Genomic DNA, 15,439 nt, shown 5'->3' with positions numbered 1-15,439 from the left:
CGCCCTCTGGTCGTGGCTTGTCATCGCTTGAATGGCCCGAATGCGGGATGCTGTGGCTAACGTTCGTTCACTCCGGTCCGTCGGCCGGGGCAATGGGAGGCAGAAATGGGTGTGTCGGGTCCGATCCGTGTCGTGGTCGCCAAGCCGGGACTCGACGGTCATGACCGCGGGGCCAAGGTGATCGCCAGGGCGTTGCGCGACGCGGGCATGGAGGTCATCTACACCGGGCTGCACCAGACGCCCGAGCAGATCGTGGACACCGCGATCCAGGAGGACGCCGACGCGATCGGCCTGTCCATCCTCTCCGGCGCCCACAACACCCTGTTCGTCAAGGTCATCGAGCTGCTGAAGGACCGTGACGCGGCGGACATCAAGGTGTTCGGCGGCGGCATCATTCCCGAGGGCGACATCGCTCCGCTGAAGGACCAGGGGGTGGCGGAAATCTTCACGCCCGGCGCGGCGACCGGTCAGGTCGTGGAGTGGGTGCGCGCGCACGTCCGCGCGGCCTGACCCGGCTGCCGCCGTGCCGCCGCGCTCCGTGCCGGCTCCGGAACCGGATGTGCCGCGGCATTCCGGAGTGCGGACGAAGGTGGCGGCGGATGCGCCGGGGCGATCCGCCCGGGTCGTCCCACGGAGCCGCGCGGGACGCGGTGTGACCGTTGTCACCACTCAGGTGTGACGTGGGCTTTATGTGGGTTACGGGGCATCCCGCTACGCTGCGCAGCGGACCTGCCGCGTGCTTCGGAGCGCGGCCACGCGGCACGCCCACGCTGACCAACGACCGCGACATACAGACTGAGGACGGACACGCGTGGACCTGTTCGAGTACCAGGCGAGGGACCTCTTCGCCAAGCATGACGTACCGGTGCTTGCCGGTGAAGTCATCGACACCCCGGAGGCGGCGCGCGAGGTGGCCGAGCGACTCGGCGGTCGCGTGGTCGTCAAGGCGCAGGTCAAGACCGGCGGCCGGGGCAAGGCGGGCGGCGTCAAGCTGGCCGCCGACCCCGCGGACGCGGTGGAGAAGGCCACCGCCATTCTGGGCATGGACATCAAGGGCCACACGGTTCACAAGGTGATGCTGGCCCAGACCGCGGAGATCGTGGAGGAGTACTACGTCTCCTTCCTGCTGGACCGCACCAACCGGACCTTCCTGGCCATGGCCTCGGTCGAGGGCGGCGTGGAGATCGAGGAGGTCGCCGCCAACAACCCGGAGGCGCTCGCCAAGATCCCGGTCGACTCCATCGCGGGTGTCGACGAGGCCAAGGCCCGCGAGATCGCCGAGGCTGCGAAGTTCCCGGCCGACGTGATCGACCAGGTGGTCGTGGCGCTGGTGAAGCTGTGGGACGTCTTCATCAAGGAAGACGCCCTGCTCGTCGAGGTCAACCCGCTGGTCAAGACGGCCGACGGCACGATCATCGCACTGGACGGCAAGGTGTCCCTGGACGCCAACGCGGAATTCCGCCAGCCGGACCACGCGGCCCTGGAGGACGTCGCCTCCACCAACCTGCTGGAGGCCGCGGCCAAGGCCAAGGGCCTCAACTACGTCAAGCTGGAGAACGGCAACGTCGGCATCATCGGCAACGGCGCGGGGCTCGTCATGAGCACGCTCGACGTCGTCGCCTACGCGGGCGAGGCGCACAACGGTGCCAAGCCGGCGAACTTCCTCGACATCGGCGGCGGCGCGTCCGCCGAGGTGATGGCGAACGGCCTGGAGATCATCCTGGGCGACCCCGACGTCCGGTCGGTGTTCGTCAACGTCTTCGGCGGGATCACCGCCTGCGACGCGGTGGCCAACGGCATCGTGCAGGCCCTGGAACTCCTCAAGAGCAAGGGCGAGGACGTCAGCAAGCCGCTGGTCGTGCGCCTCGACGGCAACAACGCGGAGCTGGGTCGCAAGATCCTCAACGACGCCGACCACCCGCTCGTGCAGCAGGTGGACACCATGGACGGTGCGGCCGACCGCGCCGCCGAGCTGGCAGCCGCGCTGTAATCGTCGGCGCGTCTTCGACACGACAGAGGGACAAGAGGACACCGACACACCATGGCTATTTTCCTCACCAAGGAAAGCAAGGTCATCGTCCAGGGGATGACCGGCTCCGAGGGCCAGAAGCACACCCGGCGCATGCTGGCCTCCGGCACCAACATCGTCGGCGGGGTGAACCCGCGCAAGGCGGGCACCACCGTTGACTTCGACGGGACCGAGATCCCGGTATTCGGCAGCGTCAAGGAGGCCATGGAGGCCACCGGCGCGGACGTGACCGTCATCTTCGTGCCGGAGAAGTTCACCAAGAGCGCGGTCATCGAGGCGATCGACGCCGAGATCGGCCTCGCCGTGGTGATCACCGAGGGCATCGCGGTGCACGACTCCGCCGCCTTCTGGGCGCACGCCGGCAACAAGGGCAACAAGACCCGCATCATCGGCCCGAACTGCCCCGGGCTCATCACCCCCGGCCAGTCGAACGCCGGCATCATCCCGGCCGACATCACCAAGCCGGGCCGTATCGGGCTGGTCTCGAAGTCCGGCACGCTGACGTACCAGATGATGTACGAGCTGAGGGACCTCGGCTTCTCGACCTGCGTCGGCATCGGCGGTGACCCGATCATCGGCACCACCCACATCGATGCGCTGCGGGCCTTCGAGGCAGACCCCGACACCGACCTGATCGTCATGATCGGGGAGATCGGCGGCGACGCCGAGGAGCGGGCGGCCGACTTCATCAAGGCCAACGTCAGCAAGCCCGTCGTCGGCTACGTGGCCGGTTTCACCGCGCCCGAGGGCAAGACGATGGGCCACGCGGGCGCGATCGTGTCGGGCTCCTCCGGCACCGCGCAGGCCAAGCAGGAGGCACTGGAGGCCGCGGGCGTGAAGGTGGGCAAGACCCCCTCCGAGACCGCGCGGCTCGCCCGGGAGATCCTGGGCGGCTGATCGCCGCGACCACCACCGCGACGACCACTCACGGGGGAGCTTCGCCGGCACGCCGGCGAAGCTCCCCCGCGTCCGTCACGCGAGGCCGCTCCCGGTAACGGCCGTCACCGTGACCATCGACAGCAGCACCAGCATCAGCGTCGTCACCGACCACACCCAGCGGCGGGTCGCGCGCTCACTGCCCATCCGTACCGTCTTCACCGGTGCGAGGCGCACCGGCTGGGCCGCGGCGAGGTCCCGCAGCAGCACGCCCAGCGCGCGGTCCCGCTGTTCCACCGGAAGCCTGCCCAGCCGCGGCACCCGCTCGGCCAGTTCATGCCGGGCCCCGGTGATCCGGTGCGCGGTGGCCCGGGTGCTCGCCTCCATCTCGGCGGCGGTCTCCGGAAGCCCCAGCCCCAGCCCGTCGTACAGCAGCACGCTGCGGCGGTAACACGGGTGCAGCGCGGTCAGGGCCTCCAGCAGCTCCCGGTCCTCGGGAGGTCCGGGGTGCACCTGCGCCCGGCCCAGTCCCGGCCGCATCCGATGCCAGGGGGAGAGCGCGACGTCGTGCGCGGCGGCCCGCACCCAGCCCGCGGGGTCCCGGTCGACCGCGACCTCGGGCCAGCGCTGCCAGGCCAGCTCGAAGGCCCGTGTCACCGCGCGCTCCGCGAGCCCGCGGTGGCCGCAGAGCAGCGCGCACTGCCGGATGAGCGTTGCCGCGTGCCGCTGGTAGAGCCGGTCGAACGCCTCCTCGGGGGTCACCCCGCCCGCCCGTGGCTTCCCGGCCCGGACGGCCTCCGTGGCCTTGGTGGCGGCGGCGGTCCGCCCGGCGGGGCGCCCGCCGGACGCCGCCGCGCCGGCGGATGCGGACTCCCCCGCACCGCCGGACCGCTCCGGCGATGGTGCGGGGGGCGTCTCCCGGATGTCTGGCTCGGCACGCTCCGGTGCCGTCGTCGTAAGGGTTTCCATGCCCGTCCGGTTCCTCGTGCGGGGTATGTCCCCGTCGGCTGTTGTGAGGTTCTCCACTGACACCGCTGCGGGCCCGGATATGCGTTCCGCCGACGGCTTGCCGGAGCGCCGGGTCCGAGAGCCGTCAGGCGCGGAAGCACCGGAGTCCGCCCGCCCGCCGCGCCGGTCCGGCGGCCGGTCCTTCGGTGCCCGCTTCCGCCGTAGTTCCAGGTGTGGTTGAGGGTTCATCGGCGCCTTCCCACGCGGCCTGGCCAGCCTCGCGTAGCTTGTGTGAAAAGGTGCATAACCCCATCATGATCGACACAACGGGAAAATGCTCGTTACCACGCCATGCCGGGCGTCACTGGCACCATGGCCGACGTGAGCCCCGTCCGTTCCGAGGCCTCGGCACATCCGCACCCCACCGGCCGCCGTCCCCCCTGGTCAGCAGCTCTCCACCTGTGCCAGGGACTGCTCGCCGCAGCCCTGGGGCTCAGCGTGCTCGCCATGACGGTGCTTCTGTTGTGGACCATCTCCCCTCACCCGGACAGCGGTCCGGGCGGAGCCGTACGGACCGCCGCCGATCTGTGGCTGCTCGCCCACGGAGTGCACCTGCTGCGCACCGAGACGCTCAGCGGAGTACCCGCTCCGATCGGCCTGACACCCCTGCTGCTCGTCCTGCTGCCCGGCTGGCTGCTCGTCCGCGCGGTCCGCGTCTCCCTCACCCACGGCCGTGAGCCGGGCGTGCACACCGCCGACCCGCGCGAAGGTCCCGGCGCCGCACTGGGGATCAGCCTGGGATACCTCCTCGCCGCCGCCGTGGTCGTGCACACCGCGGACGCCCCCCTGCGGCCCGAACCACTGAGTGCGGCCCTCCAGTTGCCGCTCTTCACCCTCGCCGCCACCGCGATCGGAGTGTGGCGGGTCTGCGGCCCCCCGGCCATGGACCGGTTCCGGCGGCTGCGGGAGAGCGCCCTGTGGCTCCAGGAAACCGGGGCGCTGCGCGCGGCGGCAGCAGGCACCGCCGCACTGTGCGGGGCCGGCGCGCTGCTCGCAGCCGGGGCGCTCGCCCTCCACGCCGACGCCGCACAGCTCACCCTCGGCAGGCTCACCGGCGACTGGTCGGGGCGGATCTCGGTGCTGCTCCTCGCCGGCGCGCTGGTCCCCAACGCCGCGGTCTGGGCGGCCTCCTACGGCCTCGGCCCCGGCTTCATACTCGGCGCCGGCACCCCGATCGCCCCGCCGGCCCTCGGCGGGGAACCCCCGCTGTCCGCCCTCCCGCTGCTCGCCCCGGCCGCGGGCGGCGGACCGCAGGCCCCCGAGCTCTGGGCGGTGGCCGCCATGGCGCCCCTCGCCGGGGTGCTCGCCGCGGCCTGGTGCGTCGCCCACACCGCCGTACCCGTGCGCGCCGACCGGGTCACCGCCACCGGATGGGCCGCCACCGCACAGGCGGCGCTGCTCACCGCGGGCGGCATGGGGATCGCCATGGCGCTGCTGACCGTGCCGGCCGGCGGGCCGCTGGGAACCGGCGAGCTCGCCGAGTTCGGGCCGAGCGCGTGGCGGACCGGCCTGGCCACCGCGGTCTGGGCCGCCGTCCTCGGTACCCCGGCCGCCCTGCTGCTGCGCCTGTGGCGGCTGCGCGGGGTGCCTCCCGCAGCCGGGGCGCAGGACCGCAGGGCGTCCCGGCCGCGTCCCGGCCGCCGGACCGCCGCTCCGGACGACCTGTGGCACACCACCGGTGCCCGCCGGGTGCGCTGGGCGGCGCTGCGGCAATCGTCCGGCCGGCTGGTTCCCACGCTGCCCCCGCACGGGGGGCGCGACGACCGTCCCGCGCCTGCCGCGGAGGCGCGCGGGTCCGCTCCGGCCGGCACCGGCGCAGGTGAGGCGGACCCGCACGACGACTGGCAGTCCGGCCTGCTCCACCAGGACTGGCCCACCGGCAGCGCCCCCGCGGACGCCGGAGCCGGGGACCCCGAACCCGGCTGCCCCGAACCCGGGAGCCCTGACTCAGTGGGCCCTGACTCAGTGGGCCCTGAATCCGGGAGCCCCGATTCAGGGGACCCCGACTCAGGGGACCCCGATTCAGGGGACCCCGGCCGTCCGCCCGTCAGCCGGTCAGGCGGTCAGCCGTTCCGCCGCTCTTCCTCGCCGTAGATCGGCTCCAGCCACTCCGGCAGCAACTCCTCGCAGGCCTGCCGGGACGGCACCGTCAGGGCGTCCTCCACGCAGTCGAAGTAGTCCTTGTAGACGATCTGCGCCGTGTAGGAGGCCGCGACCAGCGACAGTGCCACCGAGCCCAGCACGATGCCGGCGATGGCCGACGCCGTCTGCGGGCGCCCGCCGCCCGGCTTGCCGCCGGGCTTTTCGGGAGCCGGCTTCTCCTCCGCTGCCCCGGTGGTGTCCTCCGCGGGCTTCCCGGCCCCGGACCTCCTGCCGCGCAGTCCGTCGATGCCCCAGTACAGGGCGAAGGCGCCGAGGAACAGCCCGAGCCACTCCCAGGTCAGCAGCACGGCGAAGATGCCCCACATACCGGCGAGCATGGCGTAGCGGGCGTGCCTCTGGTGGGGGTTGGACGGGTCCCAGCGGCGCTTGCCCAAACCCTTCCCGTCACCGGGCCCGTCCCCGAAGCCGCCCTTCTCCTTGCCGGGCTGCCGCTTGCTCCACTGGCTGCCCCAGCGCGGCCGCTTCTCCTCCGACTCCTCGTCACTGTCGGAGTCGGGCTTCTCCTGCTGACGCGGCTGCCAGGGCCGCTCGGGGGAACCCTCGGGCGGCGGGGCGAAAGGGTTGGGCTCCTCGCTGGGCCGTTCCTGCGATTCGGAGGCGCGGCGTCGGTCGGTCATCTGGTCGTCGTATCCCTCTCGTGTCGCCGCTGATCCAAGGAGGCCAACGGTGCCGGTGACCCCGACCGTACCGGGCGCGGACGGCCCCGTGGCACCGGGGGACGAGGGTGTGCCGGTATCGTTGCCGGTGGCCGACGCCCGCGCGGACCTCCCGGGGCCCGGCCCCGCGCCCGCCCCCTTGAGAAAGCACCCCCGTGGCATCTGCCCCCCAGGAATCCCTTCCGGCCCGCCTGGTCGTGCTCGTCTCGGGCTCCGGCACCAATCTGCAGGCCCTGCTCGACGCCCAGGCGGCGCAGGGCCCGGCGGCCTACGGCGCCGAGGTGGTCGCCGTGGGCGCGGACCGCGACGGCATCACCGGGCTGGAGCGCGCCGAGCGCGCCGGACTGCCCACCTTCGTCCGCCGTCTGCGCGACCACCCCGACCGGGCCTCCTGGGACCGTGCCCTGACCCGGGACGTGGCCGCGCACCGGCCGGACCTGGTGGTGTCGGCAGGCTTCATGAAGGTCGTCGGGGCGGAGTTCCTCGCCGCGTTCGGCGGGCGCATCATCAACACCCACCCCGCTCTGCTGCCCAGCTTTCCCGGTGCCCACGGGGTGCGCGACGCGTTCGCGCACGGCGTGAAAGTCACCGGATGCACCGTGCACTTCATCGACGAAGGCGTCGACACCGGTCCGATCATCGCCCAGGGCGTGGTCCCGGTCCGGGAGAAGGACGACGAATCCGCACTGCACGAGCGGATCAAGGAAGTCGAGCGAGAACTGCTCGTGGACGCCGTGGGGCGCCTGGCCCGCAACGGCTACCGCATCGAGGGACGAAAGGTGTACATCCCGTGACCGCCGAAAGCACCAAGCGGCCCATCCGGCGCGCGCTGGTCAGCGTGTACGACAAGACCGGCCTGGAGGACCTGGCCCGCGGACTGGACGCGGCAGGCGTGGAGCTCGTCTCCACCGGCTCCACCGCCGCCCGGATCCACGCGGCCGGTGTCCCGGTCACCGGGGTCGAGGAGCTCACCGGCTTCCCCGAGTGCCTGGACGGCCGCGTCAAGACCCTGCACCCCCGCGTGCACGCCGGCATCCTCGCCGACCAGCGGCTCGAGGACCACCGGCGGCAGCTCGCCGACCTGGACGTGCGCCCCTTCGACCTGGTCGTCGTCAACCTCTACCCCTTCCGGGAGACCGTCGCCTCGGGCGCCACGCCCGACGAGTGCGTCGAACAGATCGACATCGGCGGCCCGTCGATGGTCCGGGCAGCGGCGAAGAACCACCCCTCCGTCGCCGTGGTCGTCAACCCCGGGCACTACACCGAGGTGCTCACCGCCGTCGCGGACGGCGGCTTCCCCCTGGCCCAGCGCAAGCGCCTCGCGGCCGAGGCGTTCCGGCACACCGCCGCCTACGACGTGGCGGTGGCCTCCTGGTTCGCCGACGAGTACGCGGCGGCCGACGACAGCGGCTTCCCCGACTTCCTCGGCGCCACGTACCAGCGCGCGAACGTCCTGCGCTACGGCGAGAACCCGCACCAGCCCGCCGCCCTCTACACCGACGGCAGCGGCGGCCTCGCGGAAGCCGAACAGCTGCACGGCAAGGAGATGTCCTACAACAACTACGCGGACACCGACGCCGCCCGGCGCGCCGCACACGACCACGACGCCCCGTGCGTGGCCATCATCAAGCACGCCAACCCCTGCGGCATCGCCACCGGCACGGACATCGCCGAAGCCCACCGCAAGGCGCACGCCTGCGACCCGCTGTCCGCGTTCGGCGGAGTGATCGCCGTCAACCGGCCGGTGTCGGTCACCATGGCCGAGCAGGTCGCGGAAATCTTCACCGAGGTCATCGTCGCCCCCGCCTACGAGGACGGCGCCGTGGAGGTGCTCACCCGGAAGAAGAACATCCGCGTGCTGCGCTGCGCCGAAGCCCCGGAACAGCGCCGGGAGATCCGCCCCGTCGAGGGCGGCATGCTCGTCCAGGACCGGGACGCGTTCCAGGCCGCGGGCGACGACCCGTCCGCCTGGACCCTGGCCACCGGCGAGGCCCTCGGCGAAGCGGACCTCGCCGACCTGGCCTTCGCCTGGCGGGCCTGCCGCGCGGTGAAGTCCAACGCCATCCTGCTGGCCCGCGACGGCGCCACCGTCGGCGTCGGCATGGGCCAGGTCAACCGCGTCGACTCGGCGAAGCTGGCCGTCCAGCGCGCGGGCGCGGAGCGTACCGCCGGCGCGTACGCCGCGTCCGACGCCTTCTTCCCGTTCCCGGACGGCCTCCAGGTCCTCCTCGACGCGGGCATCAAGGCCGTCGTCCAGCCCGGCGGCTCGGTGCGCGACAACGAGGTCATCGAGGCCGCCAAGGCGGCCGGCGTCACCATGTACCTCACCGGCGCCCGGCACTTCTTCCACTGACCCCCTGCCCCTGACCCGCTCGGAGCATCCCCAGGGCCCGGCCCCCCGCGCACCCCGCGCGGGGCCGGGCCCTGGGGCATTTCGTACACACTCTCTTGTTACTAACATCGATGTTACTAACATTGATGTTAGTCTTGCGACCTGGTGGGCAACACTTCGGAGGGCGGCCACATGGCGAATTTCGTGGGCAGGCGGCATGAGCTCGAGACGTTGGATCGCGAGCTGGGCAAGGTGGCGACCGGGGTCAGCGGGGAGCGGCCAGGACGGTGCGTGATGCTTCGGGGGCGCCGCCGGGTGGGTAAGTCGCGGTTGGTGGAGCGGTTCGCCGAGAGGTCCGGCGCGCCCTTCCTCTTCTACGCCGCCACCGGGGCGTCGCCGAGCGCGGACCTGGAACGGCTCAGCCAGGACGCGCAGTCCTCAAGCCTTCCGTTGGCGAATCTGCTGTCCGCAGCACGCCCGGCGAGCTGGGATGCCGCTTTCGATGTACTGGCGGCGGCACTGCCGCACGACCGGCCGAGCGTGGTGGTCATGGACGAAGTGCCTTATCTCATGGATGCGGAGGGCGCTTTCGAGGGCATGCTGCAGCGAGCCTGGGACCGCGTACTGGAGACGAAGCCTGTTCTGCTGATCCTCATCGGCTCCGACCTGTCGATGATGGAGGCGCTGAACAGCTATGGGCGCCCGTTCCATCAGCGCGGACGGGAAATGATGCTGGGTCCGCTCAACCCGGCGGAGGTGGGCGAGATGCTCGACCTGGAACCGGCCTCGGCCTTCGACGCAGCCTTGATCACCGGGGGACTGCCCTTGATCTGTGCGGAGTGGACGCCCGGTGCCGGGATGCTGCGGTTCCTGCAGACGGCGCTCAACGATCCGCTCTCGGCCTTGCTCGTGTCGGCGGAACGCTCGCTCGCGGCGGAGTTCCCCCAGCAGGTACAGGCCCGCGCCGTCCTCTCCGCGATCGGGAGCGGCGAGCGGACGTTCTCCAACATTGCCCGCGCCGCCGGGGGGATCGGAGCGACCCCGCTCCAGCGGTCGCTGGGGATCCTCGCCGACAAGCGGGTGATCGCGGCTGAGCTTCCCGTGTCCACACGGCCCTCGAAGGACCGCCGCTACCGGGTCGCGGATCCCTACCTCCGCTTCTGGCTGAAGTTCCTGGGACCGGCGATGCAGGAGATCGAGCGGGGCCGGGGCGACCTCACGCTGCGACGCATCCAGGAGAGCTGGACCAGATGGCGGGGCAGGGCCGTTGAACCTCTGGTACGCGAGGCGCTGGCACGGTTGCTGCCCGAGGCGAAGCTCCCCGCCGCCCCCGCCATCGGCGGCTACTGGACCCGTTCCAACGATGTGGAGGTCGACATTGTGGGAGCGGACCGCGCGCCGATCGCCAAGAAGCTGTTGTTCGTCGGCTCAGTGAAGTGGCTGGAGAACTCCCCGTTCGACCGGCACGACCTCGCGGCGCTGCACCGGCACCGCGCCGCGCTCACACCCGACCCCGTGCCCGTGATCGCTGCCTCGCGCGGCGGGACCGACTGCACAGGCCTTGACGCCGCGTACGGCCCGGCGGACCTTCTCGCGGCCTGGTCCTCCTGACCGCGTCGGCGCACGGGCCGGCGCCGTCAGCCCTCGCGGCTCGCGCCCTCGGGCCAGACCACATCGACCGGTAGGCCCGCGGCGCGAGCGTGGCTGACGAAGTCCGCGGTCCCGCCCTTGCCCGTTGGGGCGTTGCCGTCCCAGACGGCAATCAAGCGGTCGGCCCGCTGCAACAATTCGGCGTTGGCCGCCTCGTAAGCTTCCCGGGTGGCCGCCTCGTGCGGCATGACCAGGACTTCGCCGGCCGCCGTGGTGAGCCGGTCGAAAAGGTCCGCGTGTTCCGGCTTGACCTTCTTGGCCCGGTAGTCCCGCGAGGGGACAACGACGATGAGGCGGCCCCCGGCGTCGAGAACGGCCTGCGCGAAAAGACTGTCCGAGCCCTTGGCGATACAGGAGATACCGATCAGGTCCGCCGGAGAGTATGTGCCGAGCAACCGCGCCAGCTCCGCACGCACCAGCGGAACGGATTCCGAGGTCAAGTCCATGTGCCCGGTCACCGCGATCGTCGTCACCCGCTGCTCCCTACCTGTGTGCCAGTACTGTTCGCATACGCTCCCGCACCTCCCGCACCGCAGGTGACGCGGCGCTGCCCACCGTGTGGCACTCGGCAAGGCCGATGCGGTCGAGGGCCTGGCTCCGTCCGAGCTCTGCCCGTGGCGGCTGAGGGCTGTGCCGAGCGTCAAACTGTCTACGTGACCGGATGTCCTACTCGGTGACAGGCAATTCTCGTGCTCGGTCGCGCGCTTGGGCTCGCAATTGCTTCAGGCGGTCGCAAAAGGTGTTGTGGTCGTTCTGGTCGAGGTTCAGCGGCAGGTCGCATTGTGGGATGAAACTCGATTTCAGGATCCACGGCTCCTCGTGCTCGATCCAGCACACCCCGGCGTTGTCCGCCATCCACTCACTCAGTGTGGCTTCCCCAGCCTTGCCGAAGGTCAGTCGCTCTCCGCTGCCCACCCGGCGGAGCTCAAGCCCGAGTAGGCAACCGAGGCTGAACCGAAGCGTCGAGCCGGCTGCGTTGCCCCGGTAGTGGTACCGCACCCGCGTCCGCAGGTTCTGGGTGCTGGTTCGGTTGGTCATGTGACGCGGGGCTATACCGACGTAGAGGAGACGCCCGGCTTGCAACTCCGGATGGGGCGCGCTCCGGAAGTGCCATCCGCAGATGCCCGCGACCGGTGGGACAGGGCTCGGACGCGCCAGGACCTCCTGCGCCGACCACAGCCGGTCAGGGGTGAGGAGAGCAGTAGCGTCCACGAGACCTCCAGGCAAGCCAGAACTGACCCTTGCAGCGTACTGATTGGCAGCCCATCAGTTGGGGGAATGCCGTAGTGGCACGAGCAGACCAGCCCATGGCAGAAGAGTTCACGGTCGTGCCAGTCGCCCACGTCGTCGGCGGGCGCGAGGACCCGACCGACGATTACTGGGGCGGCGCCCGCGCCATCATCCGCATCGACCACGAGCGATTCGGAGAGGGCTCCGTGGTCGGCCTGGAGGACTTCTCCCACCTCGAAGTCGTCTTCCGGTTCCACCTCACCGACCCCACCGACCTGCACGCCGAACCCCGCCACCCCAGAAACAACCCTGCCTGGCCGGCAGGCGGCATCTTCGCCCACCGCAACATGCGCCGCGTGAACTGGCTCGGAGTCTCCCGCTGCCGCCTCGTCAAGGTGGACGGCCTGGACCTCCACGTCGAAGAACTCGACGCCGTGGACGGCACTCCCGTCCTCGACATCAAGCCCTGGTTCGCCGAAATGGGACCACGCGGCGAAGTCCGGCAACCGGCCTGGCCCACCGAAATGCTGACCCACTACTACGCCAAGCCGCCGGAATAGGAGGCGCACGCGGACGCCGTGATCAGGAGTGTCCATTTCTGCCGAACATCGTCGTGCCCACGCAGGGCACGGACTTGATGCCGGTCCGTCCCAGCTTCCGCATCCTCGCGGTGCCCCGTTTCCTTCCGCTGCCGTACGTGTTCGGTGCCTGCGCCGTCCGGGCGGCCCGTACTGCTGCGGCGGCCCGGACAGCGCAGGCATGTCAGGTCGGTCGGTTGGTTCAGCCGTTGTACGGAGCGGTGACGTCCAGGACCCAGGTGATGCCGAAGCGGTCGGTGAGCATGCCGTACAGCGGTGCCCATTGCGCGGGCTCCAGCGGACGCACGAGGGTCGAGCCCTCGGTGAGCTTGCCCCACAGGGCGCTGATCTCCTCGGCGTCGTCGCCACGCACGGAGACGAAGAACGGGTTCTCGCCCTGGTTCCAGGGCAGCTGCGAGGGCACGTCGTAGGCCATGACGTGGAAGCCGTTGTCGCCGGCCACCTCGCCCCACATCACCCAGTCCGCCTCGCTCTCATCCTGCACGGCGCCCGCGTCCTTGTAGGTGACCGCGACAGTACGTCCGCCGAAGACGGACTGGTAGAAGTCCAGCGCCTCACGTGCGGTGCCCCGGAAGTTCAGGTGAGTGGTGGTCGTGACGGACATGATCTGCTCCTTGCTCGATGTGATGCATACACCGCCGACCGTCCCAGCTCCAGCGGCGGCTGCCGTGACCAGGAGCGATGCCCCCTGGGCGGCTCGTATGACACGATGGCAAAGGTAGAGGACAGGGAGTGTCCGCTACTCCGGAGAGCATGGGTGCCATGCATAAGACATCTGCCCGGCTGCTCGCGCTGCTCTCGCTCCTGCAGACGCCCCGTGACTGGACCGGCAACGATCTCGCCGAGCGTCTCGGCATCACGTCGCGCACGGTGCGCCGTGACATCGACCGCCTGCGCGAACTCGACTACCCGATCAAGACCCTCAAAGGACCGGCCGGCGGCTACCGCCTGCAGGCCGGCACTCACCTGCCGCCCATGCTGTTCGACGACAACCAGGCCGTCGCTCTGGCCGTCGCGCTGCAGACCGCGGCCGCCGGCACCACCGTCGCCGAAGACGCTACCCGCGCGCTGGCCACCCTCCGCCAGGTCATGCCACCCCGCCTGCGCCACCGCATCGACCTGTTGCACATCACCGCCGTTCAACCGCCCGCGGCGGTCGGCGACACCCCTCAAATCGACGCTCAGGTTCTGACGGACCTGAGCCGCGCCATCCACGCCCGCGAGGAACTGCGCTTCGACTATGCCCCGGGTCCAAGCACCTCGGCCGATGACGTTCGCCGCGTACAACCGCACCACCTGGTCACCTGGCGTCATCGCTGGTACCTCGTGGCCTTGGACCTCCACCGCGAGGACTGGCGTACCTTCCGCGTCGACCGCATCCGCCCCCGCACACCCACCGGCCCCCGCTTCACCCCTCGTGACCTCCCCAGCGGCACCGTCTCCACCTTCCTCACCAGCCGATTCCGCGGCAACGACGGCACCACCACCGACTGGCCCTGCCAAGGCGAAGTCATCCTCCACCTCCCGGCTGCCGAGGTCGCGCCCTTCGCCCAGGACGGAATCGTTGAGGAACTCGGCTCCCGGCACTGCCGGCTCATGCTCGGCTCCTGGTCCTGGACCGGGCTCGCCGCCGCCATCGGCCGCTTCGACACCGACATCGAAGTTATCGGCCCACCCCAACTGACCACCGCGTTCGGGGACCTCGCCGCCCGCTACGCCCGCGCCGCAAGACAAGAGACCGGCCCGGCGCGGTGAGACACAGAACTCACCACGCTGCTCAAGCCCTCCGAACTCCGGGGCCGCCGGCCCAACGCTCAGTTGCACGCGATCCGCGGCTTTCGGACGGCGACGGCTCGACTGCGCAAGATTTCGGCGTGTGCTACCTGGTAGCACCAGGTGCCACCGTGGTTGCTATGAGCGTGCAGCCGGAAATCACCCAGCGGGATCTGCGTAACCGCTCCCGCGAGATCATGGACGCTGTACAGGGCGGCCAGTCGTTCACCGTCACCCGTGACGGGCACCCGATCGGCCAGCTTGTCCCACTGCGCCGTCGCCGCAGGTTCGTCTCCCGCCAGGAGTTTGCCGCGATGTCCAGAACTGCCCCCGACATCGACCCTGACATGTTCCGCGCCGACCAGGACGCCACGGCCGACACCTACCTGGACGATCTCTGTGCCCGCTGACCGCTCGACCTACGAGCAGGGACTTCTCGACACCAACATCATGATTTAGAGGCGGTGGGTGGCCTCCGAGGAACTGCCGGAGGAGATGGCGATCACCGCCGTCACCCTGGCTGAGTTGTCCGCCGGCCCGCACGAGGTCCGTCGCAACGACGAACAGAGCGGCTACGACGAACACGCCGAGCGCGCCCGCAGGCTCGATGTCCTGCAACGCGCCGAGAATGAGTTCGACCCCATCCCCTTCGACGCCGAGGTGGCCCGCATCTACGGCCGCATATGTGCTGCGGTGATCAGCGCGGGCCGGAAGCCGCGCCGCCGGGTGGCCGACCTGATGATCGCTGCCATCGCCGTGGCTGCGGACCTTCCTCTCTTCACCACCAATCCCGATGACTTCAAAGGGCTGGACGATCTCCTCACCGTCGTACCGGTCAACTGTCCAAAGGTGTGTCACGACGGCTGACGCCAGCGGTGCGGGGAGGTGCGGTGGCGCCGGTCATGGTGGTGCTTCGCGACGAAGGGCCAGCCTGGGAGGAAACTCCTCCTGAGCTGGCCCTTCGGTCTGTGCCCCCGGCAGGATTCGAACCTGCGACACCCGCTTTAGGAGAGAGGCGGGGGGATCTCCGGGGTGAGCTGCGGCTTCATCGGTAGAGGTAACGGGCGGTACTCGCCCACGAGGCACCGATGTTGACCGTTGCTGACCCCTGCATCTGGCACGG

The 15,439-nt window shown here is 70.7% G+C and carries 16 protein-coding genes; 11 read left to right on the top strand and 5 right to left on the bottom strand.

Annotation, left to right across the window (positions count from 1 at the left end):
- The first annotated feature begins 105 nt into the window (after positions 1-105).
- The 3 genes from PJ985_RS07345 (at position 106) to sucD (ending at position 2,926) form a co-directional block, all read left to right on the top strand.
- Positions 106-510 carry a cobalamin B12-binding domain-containing protein gene (locus PJ985_RS07345; RefSeq protein WP_271682759.1) on the top strand — a complete coding sequence of 135 codons (405 nt, stop codon included), beginning with the start codon at positions 106-108 and terminating at the stop codon, positions 508-510.
- Positions 511-811: 301 nt separating this feature from the next.
- Positions 812-1,990: an ADP-forming succinate--CoA ligase subunit beta gene (sucC, locus tag PJ985_RS07340; RefSeq protein ID WP_271682758.1), complete on the top strand. Its 1,179-nt coding sequence runs from the start codon at positions 812-814 to the stop codon at positions 1,988-1,990.
- Positions 1,991-2,041: 51 nt separating this feature from the next.
- Positions 2,042-2,926: a succinate--CoA ligase subunit alpha gene (gene sucD, locus PJ985_RS07335; RefSeq protein WP_271682757.1), complete on the top strand. Its 885-nt coding sequence runs from the start codon at positions 2,042-2,044 to the stop codon at positions 2,924-2,926.
- Between the two features lie 75 nt (positions 2,927-3,001).
- On the opposite strand, the gene PJ985_RS07330 is transcribed toward sucD, so the two are convergent.
- Positions 3,002-3,874 carry an RNA polymerase subunit sigma-24 gene (locus PJ985_RS07330; RefSeq protein ID WP_271682756.1) on the bottom strand — a complete coding sequence of 291 codons (873 nt, stop codon included), beginning with the start codon at positions 3,872-3,874 and terminating at the stop codon, positions 3,002-3,004.
- Positions 3,875-4,234: 360 nt separating this feature from the next.
- Here PJ985_RS07330 and PJ985_RS07325 point away from each other — a divergent pair, with 360 nt between their 5' ends.
- A complete protein-coding gene (locus PJ985_RS07325) occupies positions 4,235-6,007 on the top strand; it encodes a cell division protein PerM (protein WP_271682755.1) in 1,773 nt (590 codons plus the stop codon).
- Here the strand turns inward: PJ985_RS07325 and PJ985_RS07320 are convergent.
- The gene (locus PJ985_RS07320) at positions 5,977-6,693 is read right to left on the bottom strand and encodes a hypothetical protein (protein WP_271682754.1); all 717 of its coding nucleotides are present in this window, start codon (positions 6,691-6,693) and stop codon (positions 5,977-5,979) included. The genes PJ985_RS07325 and PJ985_RS07320 overlap by 31 nt on opposite strands.
- 194 nt (positions 6,694-6,887) lie before the next feature.
- Here PJ985_RS07320 and purN point away from each other — a divergent pair, with 194 nt between their 5' ends.
- The 3 genes from purN (at position 6,888) to PJ985_RS07305 (ending at position 10,675) form a co-directional block, all read left to right on the top strand.
- The gene (gene purN, locus PJ985_RS07315; protein WP_271682753.1) at positions 6,888-7,526 is read left to right on the top strand and encodes a phosphoribosylglycinamide formyltransferase; all 639 of its coding nucleotides are present in this window, start codon (positions 6,888-6,890) and stop codon (positions 7,524-7,526) included.
- Positions 7,523-9,085 carry a bifunctional phosphoribosylaminoimidazolecarboxamide formyltransferase/IMP cyclohydrolase gene (purH, locus tag PJ985_RS07310; protein WP_271682752.1) on the top strand — a complete coding sequence of 521 codons (1,563 nt, stop codon included), beginning with the start codon at positions 7,523-7,525 and terminating at the stop codon, positions 9,083-9,085. Before purN ends, purH begins: the two co-directional genes overlap by 4 nt.
- Positions 9,086-9,256: 171 nt before the next feature.
- A complete protein-coding gene (locus PJ985_RS07305) occupies positions 9,257-10,675 on the top strand; it encodes an ATP-binding protein (protein ID WP_271682751.1) in 1,419 nt (472 codons plus the stop codon).
- A 26-nt stretch (positions 10,676-10,701) separates the two neighbouring features.
- On the opposite strand, the gene PJ985_RS07300 is transcribed toward PJ985_RS07305, so the two are convergent.
- Both PJ985_RS07300 and PJ985_RS07295 read right to left on the bottom strand, forming a co-directional pair.
- Positions 10,702-11,187: a hypothetical protein gene (locus tag PJ985_RS07300; RefSeq protein WP_271682750.1), complete on the bottom strand. Its 486-nt coding sequence runs from the start codon at positions 11,185-11,187 to the stop codon at positions 10,702-10,704.
- Positions 11,188-11,380: 193 nt separating this feature from the next.
- Positions 11,381-11,926 (bottom strand): GIY-YIG nuclease family protein, encoded by a 546-nt coding sequence (locus PJ985_RS07295; RefSeq protein ID WP_443033433.1) that lies wholly within the window; start codon positions 11,924-11,926, stop codon positions 11,381-11,383.
- Positions 11,927-12,021: 95 nt separating this feature from the next.
- On the opposite strand from PJ985_RS07295, the gene PJ985_RS07290 reads away from it, so the two are divergent.
- The gene (locus tag PJ985_RS07290; protein ID WP_271682748.1) at positions 12,022-12,504 is read left to right on the top strand and encodes an SAM-dependent methyltransferase; all 483 of its coding nucleotides are present in this window, start codon (positions 12,022-12,024) and stop codon (positions 12,502-12,504) included.
- 220 nt (positions 12,505-12,724) lie between these two features.
- Here the strand turns inward: PJ985_RS07290 and PJ985_RS07285 are convergent, their stop codons facing one another.
- On the bottom strand, positions 12,725-13,147 hold the full coding sequence (locus PJ985_RS07285) for a VOC family protein (RefSeq protein WP_271682747.1): 423 nt from the start codon (positions 13,145-13,147) through the stop codon (positions 12,725-12,727).
- 158 nt (positions 13,148-13,305) lie between these two features.
- Between PJ985_RS07285 and PJ985_RS07280 the strand changes: the two genes are divergently transcribed.
- From PJ985_RS07280 to PJ985_RS07270, 3 genes are all read left to right on the top strand, one after another.
- Positions 13,306-14,298 carry a helix-turn-helix transcriptional regulator gene (locus PJ985_RS07280; RefSeq protein ID WP_271682746.1) on the top strand — a complete coding sequence of 331 codons (993 nt, stop codon included), beginning with the start codon at positions 13,306-13,308 and terminating at the stop codon, positions 14,296-14,298.
- 158 nt (positions 14,299-14,456) lie between these two features.
- Positions 14,457-14,726, top strand: a complete 270-nt coding sequence (locus PJ985_RS07275; protein ID WP_271682745.1) for a type II toxin-antitoxin system Phd/YefM family antitoxin — start codon at positions 14,457-14,459, stop codon at positions 14,724-14,726.
- A gap of 58 nt (positions 14,727-14,784) precedes the next feature.
- A complete protein-coding gene (locus tag PJ985_RS07270) occupies positions 14,785-15,183 on the top strand; it encodes a type II toxin-antitoxin system VapC family toxin (protein ID WP_271682744.1) in 399 nt (132 codons plus the stop codon).
- Positions 15,184-15,439: the final 256 nt, after the last annotated feature.

Origin of the sequence: Streptomyces sp. ACA25 (assembly GCF_028200735.1) — a bacterium.
Taxonomy (GTDB): Bacteria; Actinomycetota; Actinomycetes; order Streptomycetales; family Streptomycetaceae; genus Streptomyces.
This window is presented reverse-complemented; position numbering and strand designations above follow the sequence as displayed.

Excerpts from the sequence above, each read along its gene's own strand:
- PJ985_RS07285 (WP_271682747.1), bottom strand. The coding sequence starts at position 13,147 with ATGTCCGTCACGACCACCACTCACCTGAACTTCCGGGGCACCGCACGT.
- PJ985_RS07290 (WP_271682748.1), top strand. The coding sequence starts at position 12,022 with ATGGCAGAAGAGTTCACGGTCGTGCCAGTCGCCCACGTCGTCGGCGGG.
- sucD (WP_271682757.1), top strand. The coding sequence starts at position 2,042 with ATGGCTATTTTCCTCACCAAGGAAAGCAAGGTCATCGTCCAGGGGATG.
- PJ985_RS07280 (WP_271682746.1), top strand. The coding sequence starts at position 13,306 with ATGCATAAGACATCTGCCCGGCTGCTCGCGCTGCTCTCGCTCCTGCAG.
- PJ985_RS07305 (WP_271682751.1), top strand. The coding sequence starts at position 9,257 with ATGGCGAATTTCGTGGGCAGGCGGCATGAGCTCGAGACGTTGGATCGC.
- PJ985_RS07330 (WP_271682756.1), bottom strand. The coding sequence starts at position 3,874 with ATGGAAACCCTTACGACGACGGCACCGGAGCGTGCCGAGCCAGACATC.
- PJ985_RS07320 (WP_271682754.1), bottom strand. The coding sequence starts at position 6,693 with ATGACCGACCGACGCCGCGCCTCCGAATCGCAGGAACGGCCCAGCGAG.
- PJ985_RS07275 (WP_271682745.1), top strand. The coding sequence starts at position 14,457 with ATGAGCGTGCAGCCGGAAATCACCCAGCGGGATCTGCGTAACCGCTCC.
- PJ985_RS07345 (WP_271682759.1), top strand. The coding sequence starts at position 106 with ATGGGTGTGTCGGGTCCGATCCGTGTCGTGGTCGCCAAGCCGGGACTC.